Origin of the sequence: Nocardioides sp. Root682 (assembly GCF_001427795.1) — a bacterium.
Classification (GTDB): Bacteria; Actinomycetota; Actinomycetes; order Propionibacteriales; family Nocardioidaceae; genus Nocardioides.
On record NZ_LMHJ01000001.1, the window covers coordinates 665,444 to 685,916 of the forward strand.

The 20,473-nt window shown below is 68.9% G+C and carries 18 protein-coding genes; 5 read left to right on the top strand and 13 right to left on the bottom strand.

The window, feature by feature from the left end:
* Window positions 1-4: 4 nt before the first annotated feature.
* From ASD84_RS03225 to ASD84_RS03270, 10 genes are all read right to left on the bottom strand, one after another.
* On the bottom strand, window positions 5-703 hold the full coding sequence (locus tag ASD84_RS03225) for an RraA family protein (protein WP_056706599.1): 699 nt from the start codon (window positions 701-703) through the stop codon (window positions 5-7).
* Window positions 700-1,770 (bottom strand): mannonate dehydratase, encoded by a 1,071-nt coding sequence (locus ASD84_RS03230; protein WP_056706601.1) that lies wholly within the window; start codon window positions 1,768-1,770, stop codon window positions 700-702. The genes ASD84_RS03225 and ASD84_RS03230 overlap by 4 nt, the downstream gene beginning before the upstream one ends.
* Window positions 1,767-3,077 (bottom strand): phosphopyruvate hydratase, encoded by a 1,311-nt coding sequence (eno, locus tag ASD84_RS03235; protein ID WP_056706603.1) that lies wholly within the window; start codon window positions 3,075-3,077, stop codon window positions 1,767-1,769. Before eno ends, ASD84_RS03230 begins: the two co-directional genes overlap by 4 nt.
* A complete protein-coding gene (locus ASD84_RS03240; RefSeq protein ID WP_156391551.1) occupies window positions 3,074-4,093 on the bottom strand; it encodes a phosphotransferase in 1,020 nt (339 codons plus the stop codon). The genes eno and ASD84_RS03240 overlap by 4 nt, the downstream gene beginning before the upstream one ends.
* Entirely contained in the window at window positions 4,090-4,977 is an 888-nt protein-coding gene (locus ASD84_RS03245) for a fumarylacetoacetate hydrolase family protein (protein ID WP_056706605.1), read from the bottom strand. Before ASD84_RS03245 ends, ASD84_RS03240 begins: the two co-directional genes overlap by 4 nt.
* Window positions 4,978-5,032: 55 nt before the next feature.
* Window positions 5,033-5,797, bottom strand: coding sequence for an SDR family NAD(P)-dependent oxidoreductase (locus ASD84_RS03250; RefSeq protein ID WP_056706607.1), 765 nt, complete (start codon window positions 5,795-5,797; stop codon window positions 5,033-5,035).
* Window positions 5,794-6,864: a mannonate dehydratase gene (locus tag ASD84_RS03255; RefSeq protein WP_056706610.1), complete on the bottom strand. Its 1,071-nt coding sequence runs from the start codon at window positions 6,862-6,864 to the stop codon at window positions 5,794-5,796. The genes ASD84_RS03250 and ASD84_RS03255 overlap by 4 nt, the downstream gene beginning before the upstream one ends.
* Window positions 6,865-6,919: 55 nt before the next feature.
* On the bottom strand, window positions 6,920-7,924 hold the full coding sequence (locus ASD84_RS03260) for an ABC transporter permease (RefSeq protein WP_156391552.1): 1,005 nt from the start codon (window positions 7,922-7,924) through the stop codon (window positions 6,920-6,922).
* A gap of 1 nt (window position 7,925) precedes the next feature.
* Window positions 7,926-9,425 carry a sugar ABC transporter ATP-binding protein gene (locus ASD84_RS03265; RefSeq protein ID WP_056706613.1) on the bottom strand — a complete coding sequence of 500 codons (1,500 nt, stop codon included), beginning with the start codon at window positions 9,423-9,425 and terminating at the stop codon, window positions 7,926-7,928.
* Window positions 9,426-9,541: 116 nt separating this feature from the next.
* Window positions 9,542-10,564 carry a substrate-binding domain-containing protein gene (locus ASD84_RS03270; protein WP_056706615.1) on the bottom strand — a complete coding sequence of 341 codons (1,023 nt, stop codon included), beginning with the start codon at window positions 10,562-10,564 and terminating at the stop codon, window positions 9,542-9,544.
* Between the two features lie 174 nt (window positions 10,565-10,738).
* On the opposite strand from ASD84_RS03270, the gene ASD84_RS03275 reads away from it, so the two are divergent.
* From ASD84_RS03275 to ASD84_RS03290, 4 genes are all read left to right on the top strand, one after another.
* On the top strand, window positions 10,739-11,536 hold the full coding sequence (locus ASD84_RS03275; RefSeq protein WP_056706616.1) for an IclR family transcriptional regulator: 798 nt from the start codon (window positions 10,739-10,741) through the stop codon (window positions 11,534-11,536).
* A gap of 125 nt (window positions 11,537-11,661) precedes the next feature.
* The gene (locus ASD84_RS03280; protein WP_056706618.1) at window positions 11,662-12,372 is read left to right on the top strand and encodes a FadR/GntR family transcriptional regulator; all 711 of its coding nucleotides are present in this window, start codon (window positions 11,662-11,664) and stop codon (window positions 12,370-12,372) included.
* 87 nt (window positions 12,373-12,459) lie between these two features.
* The gene (locus ASD84_RS03285; RefSeq protein WP_200954393.1) at window positions 12,460-13,017 is read left to right on the top strand and encodes an RNA polymerase sigma factor; all 558 of its coding nucleotides are present in this window, start codon (window positions 12,460-12,462) and stop codon (window positions 13,015-13,017) included.
* Complete coding sequence (locus ASD84_RS03290) at window positions 13,014-13,712, top strand: hypothetical protein (protein ID WP_056706620.1); 699 nt, start codon at window positions 13,014-13,016, stop codon at window positions 13,710-13,712. The genes ASD84_RS03285 and ASD84_RS03290 overlap by 4 nt, the downstream gene beginning before the upstream one ends.
* A 22-nt stretch (window positions 13,713-13,734) precedes the next feature.
* Here the strand turns inward: ASD84_RS03290 and ASD84_RS03295 are convergent, their stop codons facing one another.
* The 3 genes from ASD84_RS03295 to ASD84_RS03305 form a co-directional block, all read right to left on the bottom strand.
* Window positions 13,735-15,027: an enolase C-terminal domain-like protein gene (locus ASD84_RS03295; protein ID WP_235530958.1), complete on the bottom strand. Its 1,293-nt coding sequence runs from the start codon at window positions 15,025-15,027 to the stop codon at window positions 13,735-13,737.
* A 62-nt stretch (window positions 15,028-15,089) separates the two neighbouring features.
* Window positions 15,090-16,232: an AGE family epimerase/isomerase gene (locus ASD84_RS03300; RefSeq protein WP_056706622.1), complete on the bottom strand. Its 1,143-nt coding sequence runs from the start codon at window positions 16,230-16,232 to the stop codon at window positions 15,090-15,092.
* A 106-nt stretch (window positions 16,233-16,338) separates the two neighbouring features.
* A complete protein-coding gene (locus ASD84_RS03305) occupies window positions 16,339-18,609 on the bottom strand; it encodes an RICIN domain-containing protein (RefSeq protein WP_056706624.1) in 2,271 nt (756 codons plus the stop codon).
* 223 nt (window positions 18,610-18,832) lie between these two features.
* Here ASD84_RS03305 and ASD84_RS03310 point away from each other — a divergent pair, with 223 nt between their 5' ends.
* Window positions 18,833-20,467 carry a GMC oxidoreductase gene (locus tag ASD84_RS03310; RefSeq protein ID WP_056706626.1) on the top strand — a complete coding sequence of 545 codons (1,635 nt, stop codon included), beginning with the start codon at window positions 18,833-18,835 and terminating at the stop codon, window positions 20,465-20,467.
* The last annotated feature ends 6 nt before the right edge of the window (window positions 20,468-20,473 follow it).

Genomic DNA, 20,473 nt, shown 5'->3' on the forward strand with positions numbered 1-20,473 from the left:
GTCCTCAGAGCACGCCGAAGCGCTCGAAGGCCTCCGACGGCTTCATGCCCTGGCGCACGGCCGTCCGGAACTCCGACTCGGCCGCGGACTTCTCCAGTGCAGCGGTGACGACGTCCTCGATCAGGTGGGCAGGGATCACGACGACACCGTCCTCGTCGCCGACGACCAGGTCGCCGTTGGCAACGGTGACGCCACCGATGGCCAGGGACCCGGGCTCCCTCGAGATCTCGACCCGGCCCGCGCAGTCGCGGGGGCTGGTGCCGCGCGAGAAGGCCGGAAAGCCCAGCTCGCGCACCATCCGCACGTCGCGGAGGTAGCCGTCGCAGACGGCGCCCCGCGCCCCCTGGGACCGCACGGCCGTCGAGGTGAGCTCGCCCCACAGGGCAGCGTCGGAGCTGCTGGAGATCAGGTAGACGTCGCCTGCCCCGATCCCGTCGAGGGCCTCGAGCAGGCCGGTGTAGGGATCCGCAGGCATCTCGTCGATGACGACGGCCCGCGTGTTGTAGGCGTAACCGACCAGGGTGTGGTCGGTGCGCTCCGCCACCAGGCCGGGAGCCAGGCACTGCTCACGCAGGCCCATCCCGTCCAGGATGTCGGACACCAGGGCGCTGCGCAGCGTGATGCTCAGCGCGTCCAGCTCCGACGGCGACAGCGGCCGGGAAACGTCCCCGGAAGTGTCCCCGGAAGTGTTGGTGACGGTCATCGTCCCTCCTCCACCGCGCGCAGCGCGGCACTCATCCAGCCCAGGGCGAAGGCCATGCCGGCGTGCCAGGGGGCATCGCAGGTCATCTGGGGTGTGTGGTCGGGGATGAACACCCCGTCGTAGCCGTTCTCCGCGTAGGTGCGGAGGGCTCGGAACATGTCGACGTATCCCTCGTCGACGAAGACCTCGTGGTAGTTCGGCATCCGGCCCACGACGTTGCGGAAGTGGACGTAGCCGATCCGGTCCTGACCGGCGAAGCGGGCGATGACCTCGTAGATGTCGAGGTCGTGCATCTCCGAGATGGTCCCCTGGCAGAACTCCAGCGCGTTCGCGGGACTCGGGACCAGGTCCACGAACCGCTGCAGGGCCGCCTCGCTGGTCAGGACCCGGGCCGTGTTGCGCAGGGTCGGCAGGGGCGGGTCGTCCGGGTGCGCACACAGGCGTACTCCGGCGGCCTCGGCGGCGGGCACCGCGGCCTTGAGGAAGTACTCCAGCCGGCTCCACATCTGCTCCGACGACACCGCGCCGATGGTCTCCTCGCCCTGTGGGGCGTAGTCCATGTTCCAGACCTGGCCGACCGGGATCTCCGGCTGGTCCTCCAGTGACGCGGCGTCGAAGCCGATCGACTCGGCACCGCCTCGTGCGAAGGGTCCGGTGCGGTGGCCCCACACACCGGCGAGCGAGAAGTTGTAGCCCAGGTGCGGGATCCCCGCCTCCCCCAGCAGCCGGATGCTCTCGAGGACGCCCTCGATCTGGTCGTCGCGCCGCGGACCGTCCAGGAGGATGTCGTGCCAGTGCCCGGGGTCGAGGTTCTCCACGGCGTGCAGGGCCAGGCCCTGCGTCTCGACCTTCTCCTTGACCTGTTCGATCTCCGCGAGGGTCCAGGGCTTGCCGACCCGGTGGGTGGGTCCCCATCCGGAGCTCCGTCCGGTGGACTCCGGAATCCGGGGCCCGCCGCTGAAGTAGTCGACGAGGTGCGCGACGACGTGGGTGGCTCCGGCCTGCCGGGCGAAGCGCAGGTTGTCCTCGGTGAGCATGTGGCGGTAGAGGCCCAGTCCGATCTTCACGGCGTCTCCCCTTCGTCTGCCAGTTCATCTGCCGGTTCATCTGTTGGGAGCGGGAACGGCGCCATGGGTACGCCGCCCAGCTCGTCATCGATCCGGATCAGCTCGTTCCACTTCGCGGTCCGCTCGCTGCGGGTGATCGAGCCGACCTTGAGTATGTCCGCGCCCCACCCGACGGCGAGGTGTGCGACGGAGATGTCCTCGGTCTCGCCCGAGCGTGCGGACACGATCGTTGCCCAGCCGGCATCCCGCGCGGCCCCGTGCGCAGCGGCGGTGCGCGTGACGGTCCCGGCCTGGTTGACCTTGATCAGCGCGGTGTCACAGGCGCCCAGTGCGGCCGCGGCGCGGATCCGGGCGGGGTCGGTCACCAGGAAGTCGTCACCGACCACCAGCGATCGGCCGGCTGCCCTGGCGGTGAAGTCGACCATTCCCGTCGGGTCGTGCTCCCCGGCCGGGTCCTCGATCGCGACGATCGGGTACGACGAGAGCCAACCCTCGAGCACGTCAAGCCACGCGTCCCGTTCGTAGGTGCGATCCTCGGACGCGAGGGTGTAGCGCCCGTCCTGCTCGAACTCGCTGGCAGCGATGTCGAGCGAGATGGCGAGGTCGATGCCCGGCACCAGGCCGGTGGCGGCGATCCCCTCGGTCAGCAGCTCGAGCGCCTGCTCGTTGCGGTCGACGGCGGGCCAGTGCCCGCCCTCGTCGGCGACGCCGAGCACAGGGCCGCGCTTCCGGAACAGCGCTCCCACGCTGAGGTACACCTCGGCGATCTGCTCGAGTGCGTCGTCGATCCGGGTAGCGGAGATCGGCACCACCATGAAGTCCTGCAGGTCGACCCGGCGGGCCGCGTGCGCGCCGCCGCCGATGATCTGCACCTGGGGCCGGGGAATCCGGACGGGTTGAGGATCAAGGTGCCGCCAGGTCGGGAGACCGACGGATGCGGCAGCGGCGTGCAGGACCGCCAGCGACGTCGCGACGGTCGCGTTGCCGCCGAGGACGCTCCGCGTGGGCGAGGGATCGAGGTCGTCGAGCAGCTGGTCGATTCCTGACTGGTCGGCCACGTCGAGCCCGAGCAGCTTGGGCGTGATCGCGTCCTTGACGTTCGCCACGGCCGTCCGGACGTCGAGGCCCCCGAGCCGGGTGCCCCCGTCCCGAAGGTCGGTCGCCTCGCCGCTGCCCATGGAGGCACCGGCCGGTGCGATCGCGCGACCCCGCGCGCCCGATGCCGTGGTGATCTCGACCTCGACGGTGGGCCGGCCACGGGAGTCCCACACGCGCCGCGCCCGGACCTCGGTGATGACGTCGGTCATGCCAGCGCCTCCGTCCAGTCGTGGAGCAGTTCGGAGAGGCCACGAGGACTCTCCACGAGCCGTGGGACGGTGAACCGGCGCACGACGGTACGGCTGTCCGCGTCGAGGTACTCGACGGGCGAACGGCCGTCGACCCGGGCCAGCAGCAGGGCCGGGAGGAGGGCGGCCACCCGCGACTCGAGCTGGGTCCTGTCCTCCCACGTCACGTGGTCGACGTACGCCTCGAAGAGGGCCTCGACCGCGGCAGCGTGGACGCCGGGATCGTGGCCGGCGAGCAGGCTCTTGAGCAGCAGGTGGTTGATGCAGAACGCGACGTCGAAGGCCGGGTCGCCCCACCAGGCCGTCTCGGCGTCGAGGAAGACCGGGCCGTCAGGACCGAGCAGGATGTTCTTCGGGCTGACGTCTCCGTGCACCAGCGCGAACTTGCTGGACATTGTGCGATCGACCACGGCGCGGATCGAGTCGCCGAGGCGCGGGTAGCGCTGGGCCACCCGCTCGAAGTACGGCTCGACACGCAGCGGGACGAAGAGGTGGTCGGTCGCGAACTCGTCGGCCAGACCTGCTTCCAGCGACGTGAGCCGGTGGATCTGGCCCAGTCGGTCACCCACGGCTGCGGCGACGGCCACGTCCATCCGCCCGGCGAGGAGCTCGTCCTTCCAGAGGAGGTGCTCCTCCGGGGCGAGGTAGGACAGAGCGAGCAGGTGGCGGTCGTCGTCGTACGCCAGCACCTCGGGGCACGAACCGGGGACAAGGCGGCCGATGGTGCGCAGCCAATGGGCTTCCGAACGGCTGCGCTCGACGGGGGCCTGCCAGTCGTCGGTGACGCGCAGCTCGGCCAGGGGCGACTTGACGACCCACCGCGTCGCGCCGTCCCGGACGAGCCAGATGTCCGAGGAGACCCCGCCCCCCAGCGGCTCCACCGAGAGGTCCGTGGCCGCGTCCGTCAGTCCGCTGACGACCAGGAACTCGATCACGTCGGCCGGGGCCATCGCGGTCGTCGGGACCACGGCACTCACGCGAGCAGCGCGATCGGGTCGAAGGGGACCTCCGGCGCGCGGCACAGGTGCTGCATCTCGCCGACCCCTTCGACGTACGTCGTGACCTCGTCGCCGTCGACGAGGTAGCGCGGCGGCTGCAGCCCCAGGCCGACACCTGACGGCGTGCCGGTCAGGATCACGTCGCCGGGGCGCAGCGTCACGATGTGGGAGAGGTAGGACACGATCTGCGGAACCGTGAACACCAGGTCCGCGGTGCTGCTCTTCTGCACCGACTCACCGTTGAGCCGGGTCTCCAGGACGATGTCGTCCGGGTTGTCGAACTCGTCGACGGTCGTCAGGACGGGGCCCAGCGGCGTGAATCCTTCGAAGGACTTCCCCAGGCTGAACTGTGGCTTGGCGCCACCGAGGAGCTGGACGTCGCGAGCCGAGAAGTCCTGCGAACCGGTCACACCGGCCACGTGCCTCCAGGCCTCGGCCTGGGAGATCCGGCGGGCGGTCCGACCGATCACCACCGCGACCTCGACCTCCCAGTCGACCTGGTCGGTGGGCAGCTCGAGGACACCATGGGGCGCCGCCACGGAGCTCGGGAACTTGGTGAACACGAGCGGGACCTCGGGAATCGGCAGGCCTGCCTCGATCGCGTGCTCGCGATAATTCAGGCCCACTGCGAACACCTGTCCGGGCCGCGGGACGACGGCCTCGAGCGCCGCCCCCAAGGGCCCCGGCGCGGGGACTGTCGCGACGGCCGCTGCGTCGCTGGCCGCCCAGGCGCTGAAGGCGTCCCAGACCGGGAACAGGGCCTGCACGTCGGGGCTGAATTCGCCGGCGCTCGCCTCCTCGACGTCGACGATGCCCGTCTCGAACATGAGGGTCGCCCGACCCTGCAGATTTGCCAGTCTCATGGTGTCTCTCTCGGTCTTCGTGTCTGGTGCTGTGGTTCGGTCGGGATCGCTGGGATCAGCCGGCGGTGATGCCGCCGTCGATCACCAGATCGGTGCCGGTGATGAACGCTGCTGCGTCGCTGGCGAGGTAGATCGCGGCTTCAGCGACCTCTCCCGGGGCGCCGAGACGGCCCATCGGCTGCCTGCCGACCAGCTGTTGGCGTCGAGCAACAGGGTCCTCGGCCTCGTCGATCAGTCGACCGACCCAGGGCGAGTCGACCGTGCCGGGACAGATCGTGTTGCAACGGATGCCTTCGGACGCCCACTGCACCGCGATCTGCTTGGTCAGGGCAATCACCGCACCCTTGCTGGCGCAGTACGCCGCCCGGTCCGGCAGCCCGATCAGGCCCGCTGCCGACGCGGTGTTGACGATCACGCCGTACCGGTTCTCGAGCATCGACGGCAGCAGGTGCTTGCACATCAGGTAGGTCCCGCGGACGTTGACGTTGAACACCCGGTCCCACTCGTCGACCTCGCACTCGAGCACGTTCTTCGTCGACCCGATGCCGGCGTTGTTGAACAACGTGTCGATGGGCCCGAGCTCCTTGACCCGCTCCAAGGACTCCGCGATCTGGGCCTCGTTGCTGACGTCCAGGCTCAGCCCCACGGCGCCGTTGGGAATGTCGTCGATGCGCAGGTCGACGGCAATGACCTCCGCTCCCCGAGCCAGGAGCTTCCGGGAGATGGCGAGCCCGATTCCGGAACCGGCACCCGTGACGAGGACTCGGCGACCCCGGAAGTCGCTGACGGTCTCCAACAGGTCGGTGGCCACAGCACTCATGGAAGGGTTCCTTCGCTCTCTCGGGTCGACGGGTGCCCGAAGGCCGCCTGCTCGACACCACGGATGTAGCCCAGCGCGAAGAGCCTGCCGAGCGTCTCGTAGCCGGGGTGGTCGTTCGACTCCCCGGCCATCGTCGGGACGTGATCGGGCCGCATCGGTCCGGCGAAACCGACGTCGGCGTAGGCCCGCATGCACTCCGGCATGTCCGTCTGTCCGTCGTCGTGGAAGGTCTCCACGAAGTCCTCCACGGTGCCCCGCACGTCGCGGAAGTGGACGAAACCGATCTGCTGGCCGCCGAGCTTCCTGATCAGGTCGGGCAGCGGGACCTCGCCGCTCACGACCTCGGGCATCAACGAGAAGTTGCCCTGGCACAGGGTGATCCCGTTGGCGGGAGAGGGCTGCAGCGCAAGCATCCGCTGGTACGCCGCCACTGAGCTCATGATGCGGGGCAGGTTGCGGTCCCAGCCCTGGGGCGGGTCGTCCGGGTGCAGCCCGAGCTGGACGCCAGCCTCCTCGGCGACCGGGACGACAGCCGCGAGGAAGTAGTCGAGAGCGGACCAGAGCTGGTCCTCGGTGACCTCACCGGGCTCCACGAGCGCCGATCGGGCCTGACCCACCGCCCGGTTGTAACCCGAGACCAGGGCGCCACCACGACTGGGAACGGCAGGATCCGTGCGACCCCAGCTGGCCTTGGCCATCCAGTTGTAGCAGAGCGTCGGGATGCCGAGCTGGCCCATCGCGCGGATCTGCGTGATGACCTGCGAGATCTCCTCGTCGCGGCCCGGCAGTCCCAACCGTGCGCAGTCCATCGGCGCGGTGTCCTCGTAGGCGACGACGGTGAAGCCTGCGCGAGCGAAGGTCTCCTGGTTGTGCTGCAACGCGGGCAGGCTCCACGGGGCGTCGTCCCCGCTGGCGCTGCCGAAGTCCGTGCCACCGACGGAGGCGAACATCCGCTGGTCCTGTTCGGCTCCGTTCAGCAGGGCGACGACGTTCTCGACGCCGCACTGACGCAGGAGCTGCCACCACGGCTCGGGCCGCGGCGGGAGCATCTCGCTGAGCTTGATCACGATTGCTTCTTCTCTCTCGGAGATTCTGGGGAGCGACGTCAGCGAGGGCGGTCGGCTACTCGAGCGACGACTTGCGGGTGCGCCAGACGTTGACCAGGACCGCGGCCAGGACGACCGCTCCGCGAACGACCTGCTGGGCATAGGGATTGACGCTGAGCAGCACCATCCCGTTGAGCAGGGCCGCGATGAACAGCACACCCATCACGGTGCCGACGATCGATCCCTTGCCGCCGGACAGAGCCGCGCCACCGATGATCGTGGCCGCGATCGCGTCGAACTCGAGGCCGACAGCGATGGTGCTGTTGCCGGAGGCCAGCAGCGCGGTCTGCAGCAGTCCGGTGATGGCCGCGGTGATCGCCACGATCATCATGACCAGGATCTTGACCCGACGGACGTTGATGCCCGACAGGCCCGCGGCCTTGGCGTTGCCGCCGACGGCGTAGATCGATCGACCGAAGACCGTCTTCTTGGAGATGATGATCAGCACCAGGAACGTGCCGGCGAGATAGAGCGCGGGCACCGGGATGCCCAGCACCCGGCCGTCGCCCCAGTAGAAGAACCGCTCCGAGTCGATGGGCAGCGGGAAGTTGTTGGTCAGCAGCTGCGCCAGGCCCTTGAGCGCCAGGTAGAGCGCCAGGGTGGCGATGAAGGTCGGCACGCCGAAGTAGGCGCGCATGGCACCGGCCCCGGCCCCGATGGCCGCTGCGGCCGCGATGACCAGCACGACGGCCACCGGCATGGGCACCCCGTGGTTCACCACGAAGACGCCGAGCATCGACGACGACAGGGCCGCCATCGATCCCACCGAGATGTCGATCTCGCCGGACACGATCACCAGCGTCATGGCGAAGGCCACGATCCCGAAGAACGCGGCGTTCTGCAGGATGCTCAGCTGGTTGTCGGTGGTGAGGAAGTACGGCGACTTCAGCGACAGCACGACGTACAACAGGACCAGGACAGCCAGCAGGCCGATCCCGTCCCAGGCCTTCGCACGCTGGAACGCCGCGGCCAGCGGGGAGGTGGGCACCTTCTGCAGCACTTCTACGTCTGCAACGGCCATTTCAATCAGCTTCCTTCATGGTCAGGGCGAGAATCCGCTCGGCGCTCACCTGTTCACCGGCGAGGACCTCACAGCTCCGGCCGGCGCGGAGGACGATGACGCGGTCGCAGACCAGCGGCATCTCCTCGAGTTCGGAGGAGACGAAGATGGAGGAGTGGCCCGAGAGCGCGAGCTCGCGGATCAAGCCGTAGATCTGGGTCTTGGCATGCACGTCGATGCCTCGGGTCGGCTCGTCGAGCAGCAGCACCTGCATCTCGGCGGCGAGCGCGCGACCGATGACGGCCTTCTGCTGGTTGCCGCCCGACAGGGTGCCGACTTCCTGAGCCGGTGACGAGGTGCGGATCGCGAGCTGGTCGATGGTCGCGGCCTGCAGCCTCGCCTCGGCTCGGCTCCGCAGCCAGAACTTCGGAAGGACCCGTCCCCGGGCCGTCAGCACGACGTTCTCGCCGACCCCGAGCGCGGGCACGATGCCTGCGTGCTTGCGGTCCTCGGAGGTCATCGCAACGCGCTGGGCCAGCATCTTGCGCGGCTTGCGGCGCCGGATCGACTTGCCGCCAACGAGCACCTCGCCGCTGACGTCGTGGCGCAGTCCGAAGATGGCTTCGAGGAGCTCGGTCCGACCCGATCCGAGGAAGCCGGCGATGCCGAGCACCTCGCCCTGGTGGAGGTCGAAGCTGACGTCGTTGAGGATGCCGTCGACGGCCAGGCTCCTGACGGACAGCGCCACGGGCGCGCTGCTCCGGTCGTGGAAGGTCGCGGCCTCCACCTCGGTGGCCTCGCCGGCGATCAGGGCGGCAACCCGTTCGGGGTTCGCCTCCTCGATGCCGAGGGTGGCGACCTCGCGGCCGTCGCGCATGATCGTCATCCGGTCCGCGACCTGGGGGATCTCCTTCATCCGGTGCGAGACGTAGATGACGGTGACGCCCGTGGCGGCGAGGCGCCGGATCAGCGCGAGCAGGACGTCGACCTCGGTCGCGTTCAGGGCGCTGGTTGGCTCGTCGAGGATGAGTACGTCGGGGTCGTCAACCAGTGCCTTGGCGATCTCGACCATCTGCTGCTGGGCGATCGGAAGACTGCCGACCAGCTGCCAGGACGGGAGATCGACGCCCAGCATGTCGAGGGCGCGTTGCGCCTCGGCCTGGAGCCGCTCCTGGTTGATGAAGCCGTTGCGGGCCGGCCAGCGGCCCATCGTGATGTTCTCGGCCACGGTCAGCCCCGGGACCAGGCTGAATTCCTGGTGCACCACCGAGATGCCACCGGCCCGGGCCGCACCCGGCCCGTCCCAGTGGACTTCCTGGCCGCTGAGGCGGATCGTGCCGTCGTCGGGCTGCACGGAGCCCGAGATCAGGTTGACCAAGGTCGACTTGCCGGCGCCGTTCTTGCCCAGCAGCGCGCGGACCTCGCCGCGCTGCAGGGTGAAGTCGACGTCGATCAACGCCTTCACCGGGCCGTAGCTCTTGCTCAGGTTGCTGCAGTCGAGCACCGGGACAGCGGCGTCCATGGGGTCACCTCGATTCGACGTTGTGGGGGGCGGTTCGGACTGGTCTGGTCAGGAAGGCGAGAGGAGGCGGTGCCACCGGTGGGGTCGGCGGCACCGCCCGCTCCTGCCGTCCGGTACTACTTGGACGCGGCGATGAAGTCGTTGACGCCGGCCGCGTTCGCGCGGTCGTACACGATGCCGGGCAGCTCGACCGCGAACGGGTCGTTCTTGTCACCGGCGATGGCCTTCTTGGCCATCTCGTAGGCACCCTCGGCAGTCTTGATCGGGTCCTGGCCGGTGGTGACCTGGAGGATGCCGTCAGCGTCGAGCAGCATCTCGGCGAGCTGGACGGAGATGTCGGTGCCGTAAACCGGGATCTTCGACCCGGCCTGCTTGACGCCGACGGTGGCGCCCACGGTGCCACCCTCGTTCGAGGCCCAGATCAGGTCCACGTCGCTGTTGGCGGTGAGGATGTCGGCGGTGACCGCGGTGGACTTGTCGGCCAGGTAGGCCTCCTGGTCCGTGACGTAGTCGGCCTCGATGCCGGCGTCCTCGAGGGCCTTCTTGAAGCCCGCCTTGCGCAGCTTGCACGCCGAGGCGATGTCGCAGTTGAGGATGGCGATCTTCGCCTTGCCGCCGAGCTTCTCGTTGATGTAGGTGGCGGCGGCCTCACCGGTGCCGGTACCGAGCGCGGTGTTGTCGGACTGGATGACACCCGAGGAGTTCTCCGGCTCCAGGGCGGCGTCGGTGCAGTTGCCGTAGCAGATCAGCGTGATGCCGGCCTTCTGGATGGCCTGCATGGTCGCGATCGAGGCGTCGCCACCGGTCGGCTGCATGAGGATCGCGTCGACCTTGCTCTGGATCATGTTCTGCGCGACCTGCGACTCGGTCGCGGGGTCGTTGTTCGAGAGGCCGGTCGTGACCGAGCCACCGTCCGCCTTGACCGCGGCTTCGAGACCAGTCTGGATGCCCTGGTAGTAGGTGTCGCCCTGGAGCATGATCAGGCCGATCTTGAGGTTCGTGCCCTCGGCCTTGTCCTTGTCGGACGCCACGTCGGCGTCGGAACAGGCCGTGAGGGACAGGGCGAGCAGCGACGCGCTCACAAGGAGTGCGGGGCGACGCCAGGCTGCCGCCGCGCCGCGGATGTTGGGTCGAAGCATTTTCTCTCCCTTTTCAAGGGCCCATTTGGGCCATTGCGTGCAACGTCGTTGCGTTGTGTGAGACAGTGAAGCAAGTCACATCCGAGGCTGTCAAGCACTACATGCAACAAAGTTTCATTCAGTGACGCCCGGTTGTGCGAGGATTGAATTCCCTCCAGCAAAGGACGTGCAGGCATGGCAGACCCCACGGCGAAGGACGACTCGGCGACGCGCGGGACGACCCGCACGCTGCAACGCGGCCTGACCCTCCTGGAGATGATCGGAGACGCCCGCGACGGCGCGACCGTCACCGAGCTCGCGGCCGGCTCCGGGCTCGACAAGGGCACCGTCTCGCGCCTGCTCGGCACCCTGCGCGATGCGGGGTGGGCGAACCAGTCGCCCGAGGATCGCCGCTACCGACTGGCCGGCAAGGCCCTTGCGTTGTCGCACGACTACACCAACCGGGTCGACCTGCGTGCCCTGGCCATGCCGCTGCTGTCCCAGCTGCGGGACACCTGGGGCGAGACCGTCCACCTCGGCGTGATCGAGGGCAACGAGGTCGTCTACGTCGAGCGACTCGAGCCCCAGGCCACCGTGCGCGTGATGTCGATCGTCGGACAGCGGATGCCGATCGCGAACACCGCGATGGGCAAGGCGTATCTCGCCACCCTCCCGGCGGAGGAGTCCGAGCGCAGGGCTCGCGAGCAGACGCTGGTCCAGCGCACCCCGCACACCCTGGCCGACCACGACGCCCTGTTGGCGGACCTCGCCATCAGCGCCCGACGGGGCTACGCCGTCGACCGCGAGGAGAACGACCCCGAGGTCATCTGCGTGGGGTCCGCGGTGACGGACGTGACAGGCAGGCCGATCGCGACGATCAGCGTGTCGGGGCCGTCGTACCGCATGAAGAAGCGTGTTGCGGACGTGGGCAAGTCCTGCGCCGAGGCCGCCGCCTCGATCAGTGCCGCACTCGGCGACGCCAGCAGGAGCTGAGCCCCCCGGCGTCCCGCCAACCACGGTGGCCATGGCCACCTTCCCCTCCCCCGAGCATTCATCCCACAATTAGGATGAATGTTAGGATCGCCGACGTCAACCCCTCCCGCCTGGCTGGAGCCGACATGACCGAACGACTGAGCAAGTCCGTCACCGATGCATTGCTGGCCGGGATCGCGCGCGGCGAGTTCAAGCCGGGCGACCAACTGCCGACCGAGCAGGCGCTGATGGCTGCGCACGGGGTGGGACGCAACACCGTGCGCGAGGCGGTGCAGGCACTGCGGACCCTGGGGCTCGTCGAGATCCGTCCGCGGCTCGGGGCCCGCGTGCTCGAAGGGACCGCCCAGAGCACCCTGGCCACGTCCGCGATCTCCGCGTTGTTGCAGGACGACACGATCGCCGACCTCTACGACGTCCGCCTCATCCTGGAGCCTGCCGCCGCGGCGCGCGCCGCCCTGCACCGGACCGATGAGGACCTGGCAGCGATCCGGCGGGCGCTGACCCACTTCCGCGTGGCTCACGAGACCGGGGACAACGTGTTCGAAGCCGACATCGCGTTCCACCAGGCCGTCGCGACCGCCAGCGGGAACGCAGTCCTGGCCCGCGTCCTCGCCCCCATGGCCGACCTGCTCGCGGTCGCCCGCAAGGCGACCGGCACCATCCCGACCGCCGTCGAGCGCGCACTCCACGAGCACGAGGCGATCGCCGCGGCCATCGAGGCGGGATCGAGCGAGCAGGCCCGGGACGCGATGACGACGCACATCGAGTCCGCCATCTGGGCGATCGGCCAGCTCCAGCCGGACCGACCGTGGCCGGACGCGGAGCAGCGGCTGTAACGCTCACGACCACATCGGCGAAGAACGGTTGTGAAGCAACTGATACGAAACGACGAAGTCCCACGGATCGGCAACGATCCCGGCCTGATGGAGGCCTTCTATCGCGAGCACGCCGAGACCGTGAAGACGTTCCTGGCCCGTCGCATCGCAGATCCCCATCAGGTCGCCGATCTCACCGCGGACATCTTCCTGGCCGCGATCGGCAGCGCCGACCGCTACCGGCCCGACGAAGGCGCACCCCTGCCCTGGCTGCTGGGCATCGCCCGCAATGCCGTCGCAGACGCGACCCGGCGACGAGCGCGACGCCTTCGCGCCGAGAGCCGGATCCAGGGCCGTCGTCTCCTGGACGAGGACGCAACGGCGCGCATCGCCGAACGCATCGATGCCGAACGACTCACCCGCGCTCTGTACGACGCCCTGGCCGCACTCCCGGCCAGGGACCGGCGGCTCATGGAGCTGGTCGCCGTCGACGGCCTCTCCGTCACCGACGCCGCAGCCGAGCTGGGGGTGAAGCCGGGCACCGCGCGGGTCCGGCTGCACCGCAGCCGCGCCCGGGTCCAGCTCCACATGGACAACAACCCATCTCGAAACACGAACACGATCGAGCGCCCGTTGGCCTCGCTCGTGCAGGAGGTCACCCCATGAACCAGTCATCCGACACCCAGACCACTCCCCCTCTCAACTCCTTCGACCACGCCCTGCTCCGCGAGCTGCGCGTGGCGGTCGCGGAGAACCGACCAGCTCCAGCGCGCTCGCGTCGTACCCGCTGGACCGTGGCGGCCGGCGGGGTGGCAGCCGCCACCATCACGGCCGTCGGCCTGTCGTCGATGAACCCCGCTGCGGCGGCCTACGCCGTGGAACGCAGCGACTCCGGTGACATCACCATCACCATCCACGAGCTCGATGACTCCGAGGGCCTGGAGAAGGCACTGGCCGAGCACGGCATCGAGGCAGAGGTCGACTACGACGCCGCGGGCGCGACGCTTCCCGGCGCCGTGGACCACGAGCTCCCCGACGCGGTCGCCCCGGACCTGGAGGGCGGCGCACAGAGCTCCTCGACTTCGGGCAGCGCGACGATCGAAGGCGCTGCGCCGGGCAACCCCGCGAGCTCCCCGTGCGGCGACATGGACGCGCCTCCCCTGAAGAGCGGCGTGAACGGCGACGACTACGTCATCACCATCCCGCGGGACTCCGCGATCCTGTCGGCAGACGCGGTCCTCCAGATCAGGACCTCGGGGAATGTCGACGGCTCGTTCAGCAGCCTGGGCGTCGACTACGCCGTGGACGGCGTCCAGTGCGGCTTCGGTTCGGCACAAGCGACCGCGGTCCCGGCAGGGTGACCCGTGACCCCGCCCGGCCTGCTCACCAGGCCAGGCGGGGATCCGCTGGCCGGACCGCATCGTTCGGGTCCGCCCAGCGGCTGTTGGGCACCAGCGGGAACCAGCCCGGGCGTCCCGGGTCGCGGTCGTAGGGGTAGCCGCCGAGCCGGCGGAACTCCTCGGCGTACTCCCCCAGCTTGTCGCGGTCCAGCTCGACGCCGAGGCCGGGACCGTCCGGCACCGCGATCGTGCCGTCGACGTACTGCATCTTGCCGCCGACGATGATGTCGTCGCGGAGATGGTGGTAGTGCGCATCGGCCGTGTAGGTCAGATTGGGGAGCACGGCCCCCAGGTGCAGCATCGTCGCCAGCTGGATGCCGAGCTCTCCCGAGCTGTGCACCGCGATCGGCAGCTGGAAGGTCTCGCACACGCCGGCCGCCTTGATGCACGGTCGGATGCCGCCCCAGAACGTCGTGTCGAGCAGGATCACGTCGACCGACCGGCGCAGGATGTTGCTGGCGAGCTGTTCGAAATTGACCACGACCTGGTTCGTTGCCAGCAGCAGGCCCGGCCGCCGCACCTGCATGTTTCCCTCGAGCCCCCAGCACGGGTCCTCCAGGAAGTCGTTGTTCACGCCCTGGATGCGGTCGGCGACGCGGATGCCGTCGATGACGCTGAGCGAGCCGTTGGGGTCGTACCGGAACGAGTCGCCCGGCAGCGCGTCAGCCAGGGCGAGGTAGCCCTCCACCTCGTAGTCGGGGCCGAAGACGCCGCCCTTGAGCTTGTGGGAGAAGAAGCCGTGCTCCTTCTTCAGCTCGAGCGCGTGCGCGACCAGCTGGTCGTGGGTGCGCACCTCACCCTCACCGGTGTCCGGGTTGCCGTAGCGGTAGAACAGGTAGCTGGCGAAACCGACCTCGTCGCGCACCCGGCCACCCAGCAGGTCGGAGACCGAGACGCCGAGCTTCTTGCCGACCAGGTCGAGGCAGGCGAACTCGAGCGCGGCGTGCACCTGGGTGCGGTTGTTGTAGAGGCTCGCCGTGGGGTTGCAGACCGCGAACCGCAGCTCCTCGAGCCGGAACGGACTGTGTCCACGCAGGCTGGGCAGCAGCGACCGGAAGACGGCCTCGGCGCTCTCCCCGCCGCCACCCATCTCACCGAGCCCGATCAGCCCGTCCGCAGTCTCGACCTCGACGATCGTGCGCACGAACCGGCCCCAGTGCGCACCGACAGCGTGCCGAAGCGGCGCCTCGAGCGGGACCGAGACCGTGGTGGCCCGGATGTCCACGATGACGAAGTCACTGTCAGCGCCGGGTGTCGGCGCGGCTTCCGTGCTCAACTGAGGTGTCTCCCTGAGGCCGTGCTTGAGCGATACTGTGTGCAACGCTGTTGCAGAGAGTACTACTGCCCTGTCGGGCTGACAATGGCCTCCGCGAGCGAGCCACGGACCGGGTAGCGGCCGATGAGGGTCGCCTGGACGGCGTGGTACAGGTCGGGCTTGCCCGGCCACACCGTCCGCAAGGGGCGCTGGTGGCGATCGAGCTGGTGGTGCCAGGACCCGTGCTCGCGGTCGAGCAGGTGGCGGTCGGCGTACTCCCACCACGTCCTCGCGTCCCGGGCGTAGCGTTCCTCGCCTGTCCGGGCGTGGAGGACACTCGCCGCAGCGACCGCCTCGGCCAGCACCCAGTGCATCCGGTCGTGCACGACCGGACGGCCGTCCCAGTCCGTGGTGTAGACGAACCCGTCCGTGCCGTCGATCGCCCACCCGTCGGCGGCCGCCCGGTCGTACAGCGAGACGGCCGCCGCCAGGTGGTCCTGCTCGGTGGCGGCGTCGAGATGCAGCAGCAGTCGTGCCCATTCGAAGGCGTGGCCCACCGTGGCGCCGTACGGCTTGAACTGGTCGTCCGGGTGCTCCTGGTTGAAGTCGGGCTGCGGTGACCACTGGTCGTCGTAGTGCTCGGGCAGCCGCCACCCGAAGTCCTCGCCGATGCCCACGACCCGCTCGCAGATCCGGGCGGCGCGATCGGTCCACACTCCCCCGACGGCCAGCATCGCCTCGACCGCGTGCATCGTCCCGTTCAGCCCTCGGTACGGCGCCGGGGTCGACCAGTCGCGGTCCCACTCGTCGATGCACATGCCGCTGTCCTCGTCCCAGAACCGCTCCTCGAAGACGGCCTCGGCATCAGCGAACAGGCGCTCGGCTCCCGGGACCTCCGCCCGTCGCGCGGTGGATGCGGCGAGCAGCACGAACGCGTGCTGGTAGCAGGACTTCTCGACCGGCAGCCAGCCGCCGTGCTCGTGGTCGCGGAACTCGTCGTCCAGCGCGGCGAGAGCACCAGCGGCAAGGGGGCCCGAACCCGGGTGATCGAGCAGCACCCCGAGGCTGCGCACGTACAACGTGCGAGCGGCGAGCCAGGTCTGGCGCGGGCGGCTCTCGTCGGCGTCCCCGACGTCGTCGAGCCACGATCCCGGTGCGGCACTCGTCCCGAAGCGCAGCAGCCGGCCCTGCTCCGCCTCGAGCCAATCGGTGTCGCCGGGGTGCATGCGGTGTCCCTTCTCGGTGAGGTGGCGAACACTAACCCGAGCATCGAAGACAGGGGCCGTGCGAGGAATCGCCCGGCCCCTGCTGTTCTCCCTCATCCCCCCAGGATCAGGCAGTCGGTACGACGCTCCAGCGCTGCGTCTCCTTGCTCGTGCAGGAGTCGAACTCCAGGTTGGCGTCGACGGCCTTCGAGTCGCCCTTGATGCCGATGCACTCCTTCGCCAGCACACCGACCATGACCATCCCGCCCGCGGGGTGCTCGAGGAAGCGGACCTTGGCTCCCTCGGTGGCCTCGTTGCAGTTCCAGATGACCACGCGGTCGTGCTGAGCGGCCTCGTCGTTGAAGCACAGCCCCGAGGACGACTGGCGAACCCGGTACGTCCCGTCGGCGTTCGCCAGGAAGGTGAAGGCGGTCTCCTTGCCGGCGGCGCGCTGGACGAACGGTGCGCTCCAGCTGGCGCCGGGCGCGGTGCCGGCGTGGAGGCCGGTGCCGGCGTTGACCAGCTCGAAGGTCCCCGTGGTGGGAGGTGTGTAGGCCGGCCAGCTGGACGTGGGCAGGAAGTCGACCTTCCAGATCTGGTCTGCGGACATGCTGCACGGCATCTGGACGAGCTCGACTCCGGAGTTCAGCGAGCCGTCCTTCACCGACAGGCACTTCCCGCTGCTGACATTGATCAGCGCACGGTCACCGCGGGGGTGGTCGACGATCTTCCACTGCTGGTCGGGCCGACCGTTGCAGGTGTTGTGGATCGCACGGGTCCCGGAGGCCGTCTGCCCCATCTCGGTCCCCACGCACAGCCCGGTCGCCTTGTTGGCGATCTGCAGGCCCTTGCCGCTGGTCTTGAACGTCCACACGGTGCGGGCGTCGAGGCCGGCGCGCTGGACGACAGCCTGCCGCCCGGTGCTCCCGGCCGGAATGGCGGCCACGAGGCCCGACTGCTGGTTCGTCATCTGGTAGCCCGAGGCGGCCGCCGGGTCGTGCCGCACCCAACTGCTCGACGGTGCCGGTGCGACGTAGGGGTCGACCCGGAACAGCATGACGCCGGTCGCGGTCTTGCCGCTCGGGTCCTTGACGACGTACTGGGCCCAGTCGACGGTCTGGCTGCTGGTGACGGCCGGAGGCGTGTACGTGACGGTGTTGCCGACCGCGGTCAGGGTGCCGCCCAGCTTGCTGGTGGCGGACACCGACTGCAGGGTGAGCGCGCCACCGTTGACGTCGTGGTCGTTCACGATCGGGTTCACCTTGACCGTCACGGTTGCCATCTGCCGATCCACCAGGTCGAGCGAGGCGTACGGCGGCAGCGCGACCGGGAACGCGCCCAGGTCGGTGAACTTGTCGAGGCGACTGTTGCGGAAGTCCAGCATCGAGCGGACCTCGGTGCCGTCCCAACGGTCGTAGCCGTTGCCGGAGTTGATGGTGCCGCCCTCAGGCCCGTTGGTGTGGTTGTCGAGCGCATTCCAGTTGTGCCCGAACTCGTGACGCTGGACGACGATGCTGGTGTTTCCGGTGCCGCCCGAGTTGCCGTAGCCCGGACTTCCAGCGGTGCCGAGGTAGGCAACGCCTGAGCCGGCGTCGCGGTCAGTCAGGATCATCGCGCTGTCCATGCCGGGATAGCCGTAGGTCTTCCACTCCGACGAGACGACGCCGAGGCGCTGTCCCTGTGTCTTCCCGACGTACGGGTCGACGGCGGCCGAGGCGCGGACGAGCACCCGACCAACCATCGGGCGCACCTTGATGTTGGTCGCGTACGCACCGAGTTGGGAGACGATGTTCAGGTCGATCTGGTCGACGGCCTTGGCCACCGACCCGCTGATCGGGGCTGCATTGAAGTAGCCGTTGTCGAGGTCGTAGCCGATGTCCCACAGATAGCTGCTGTCGCCGGCCTGACCGGGCCGGGTCGTGGCGTTGAGCGAGGAGTTCCCGGCCGACGGCCACTTGAAGTCAGCAGGCTGGGTGAGGCTCCGGTTGCCGGTGACGGCCCCGTTCTTGACGTAGATCGTGCCGCCGCGGTCGAAGACGACCTGGCCGACGAAGTCCCCGTCGGAGTTGATGATGCCTTCGGCCACCGCCGAGGAGTCGCCGTCGACGCTGCCGATGTAGGCCTTGGACGGAGCGGCCGCATAGGCCTTCAGGGAGCCGTCGGCCTGCTGGACGTCGACGCGATAGCTGGACGAACGGACCGTGACCGGGCTCATCCGCAAGGTCAGGGTCTTGCCGTTGTAGGTGACCGTCTTGACGATGTCGGTCGACTCGACGGCTGCAGAAGTCGGGCTGCTCAACGCACCGAGCGCGACGATGCTGCTGACTGCGGCGAGCAGTGCCCCGGCCGTTGCGAGGCCTCGGCGCGCGGCGCTGCCGCGAGGTTGGATCTGGTTCATTTGTCGTACCGCTCTCCCCGGTACGACCTCCCTCCCGGAGGTCGTGCTGTGGTGGAAGACGTGATTTCGGTCTCCGCATTACAGCGATTCCGGAACTTCTTTTCGCGGTCCTCCGATGTCCTGCACGCCCAGCCGGGCGGGTTACCTCCCGGTAGGGGGTGACGCACCTCGTCCGCAACATGTAGAACCTGTTCTTGTTTCGTCAACGAGTGAGGGAGATCACATGCAGGACACAACGACGCCGGACAAGGGACGCAAAAGCGTCTCTCGGCGCGGATTCCTGGCGGGCACCGGCTCTGCCTTCGGCATCGCGGCGGTAGGACTGCCCGCCGCGATGCCCGGGCGGGCGAGCGCCGCAGCAATTGGGAACGGGGCCAACGTCCCGGCACTGATCATCGGGACCGGGTACGGCGGCGCGGTGGCCGCCCTGCGGCTCGCCCAGGCCGGCGTGCCAGTGGAGATGGTCGAGATGGGCATGTCGTGGGACACCCCCGGCGCCGACGGGAAGATCTTCGCGAAGGTCACCTCCCCGGACCAGCGGGCCTACTGGCTGCGCACCAAGACCAAGGCACCGGTCAGCAACTTCTTCGGGTTCCCGATCGACACCAACATCACGAAGTACACGGGCGTCCTCGACGCCGAGGAGTTCGCCGGCATCACGGTCTACCAGGGCCGCGGTGTCGGAGGCGGTTCACTGGTCAACGGAGGGATGGCGGTCACCCCCAAGCAGTCCCGCTTCTCCTCGATCCTGCCGTCGGTCGACGCAACGGAGATGTACAGCACCTACTACCCGCGGGCCAACGCCGCGCTCGGCGTCGCGTCGATCGATCCGGCGTGGTTCGAGACCGCGAGCTGCTACCAGTACGCCCGGGTCGGCCGGAAGCACGCCCAGCGTTCCGGCTTCGCGTGGACGTTCGTGCCCGACATCTACGACTGGAACTACATGAAGGCCGAGCAGGCCGGGACGGTCACCCGGTCCGCGCTCGACGGTCAGGTCATGTACGGCAACGACCACGGCAAGAAGTCCCTCGTGCAGACCTATCTCGCCCAGGCGCTGGCGACCGGCCGGGTGAACGTGTCGACCCTGCACAAGGTCACCTCGGTCGCGCCCGCATCAGGCGGTGGCTTCACGGTGACCATCGAGCAGATCGACACCTCCGGCGACGTGGTCGCGACGAAGACGGTCACGGCCGACAAGGTCTTCTTCGCCGCGGGCAGCGTCGGCACCAGCAAGCTGCTCGTGAAGCTCAAGGCGACCGGTGCGCTGCCCGCGCTCAACAACGAGGTCGGCAAGGGCTGGGGCGACAACGGCAACGTGATGGTCGGTCGCGCCAACCACATGTGGGACGCGACCGGGACCCTCCAGTCGACGATCCCCTGCTCGGGCATCGACAACTGGGACGCGGGTGGGGCGTTCGCGGAGGTCGCTCCCCTGCCGACCGGCATCGAGACGTACGCCTCGCTCTACCTGGCGATCACGAAGACGACCCGGCGCGCCGAGTTCACCTGGAACGCCGCGGCCAGCAAGGTCGACCTGTCCTGGCAGACCGCCTGGAAGCAGGACTCGATCAACATGGCCAAGACGATCTTCGACAAGATCAACAGCAAGGAAGGCACGATCTACCGCACCGACCTCTTCGGTGGCTACAAGACCTGGCAGGACGGCCTGACGTACCACCCGCTCGGTGGCGCGGTCCTCAACAAGGCGACCGACAACTACGGCCGGCTGCACGGCTACACGGGGCTCTACGTCATCGACGGTGCGCTGATCCCCGGCAACACCACCGTGAACCCGTTCGTCACGATCACCGCGCTGGCCGAGAGGAACATCGACAACATCCTCGCCAACGACGTGTGATGTCGT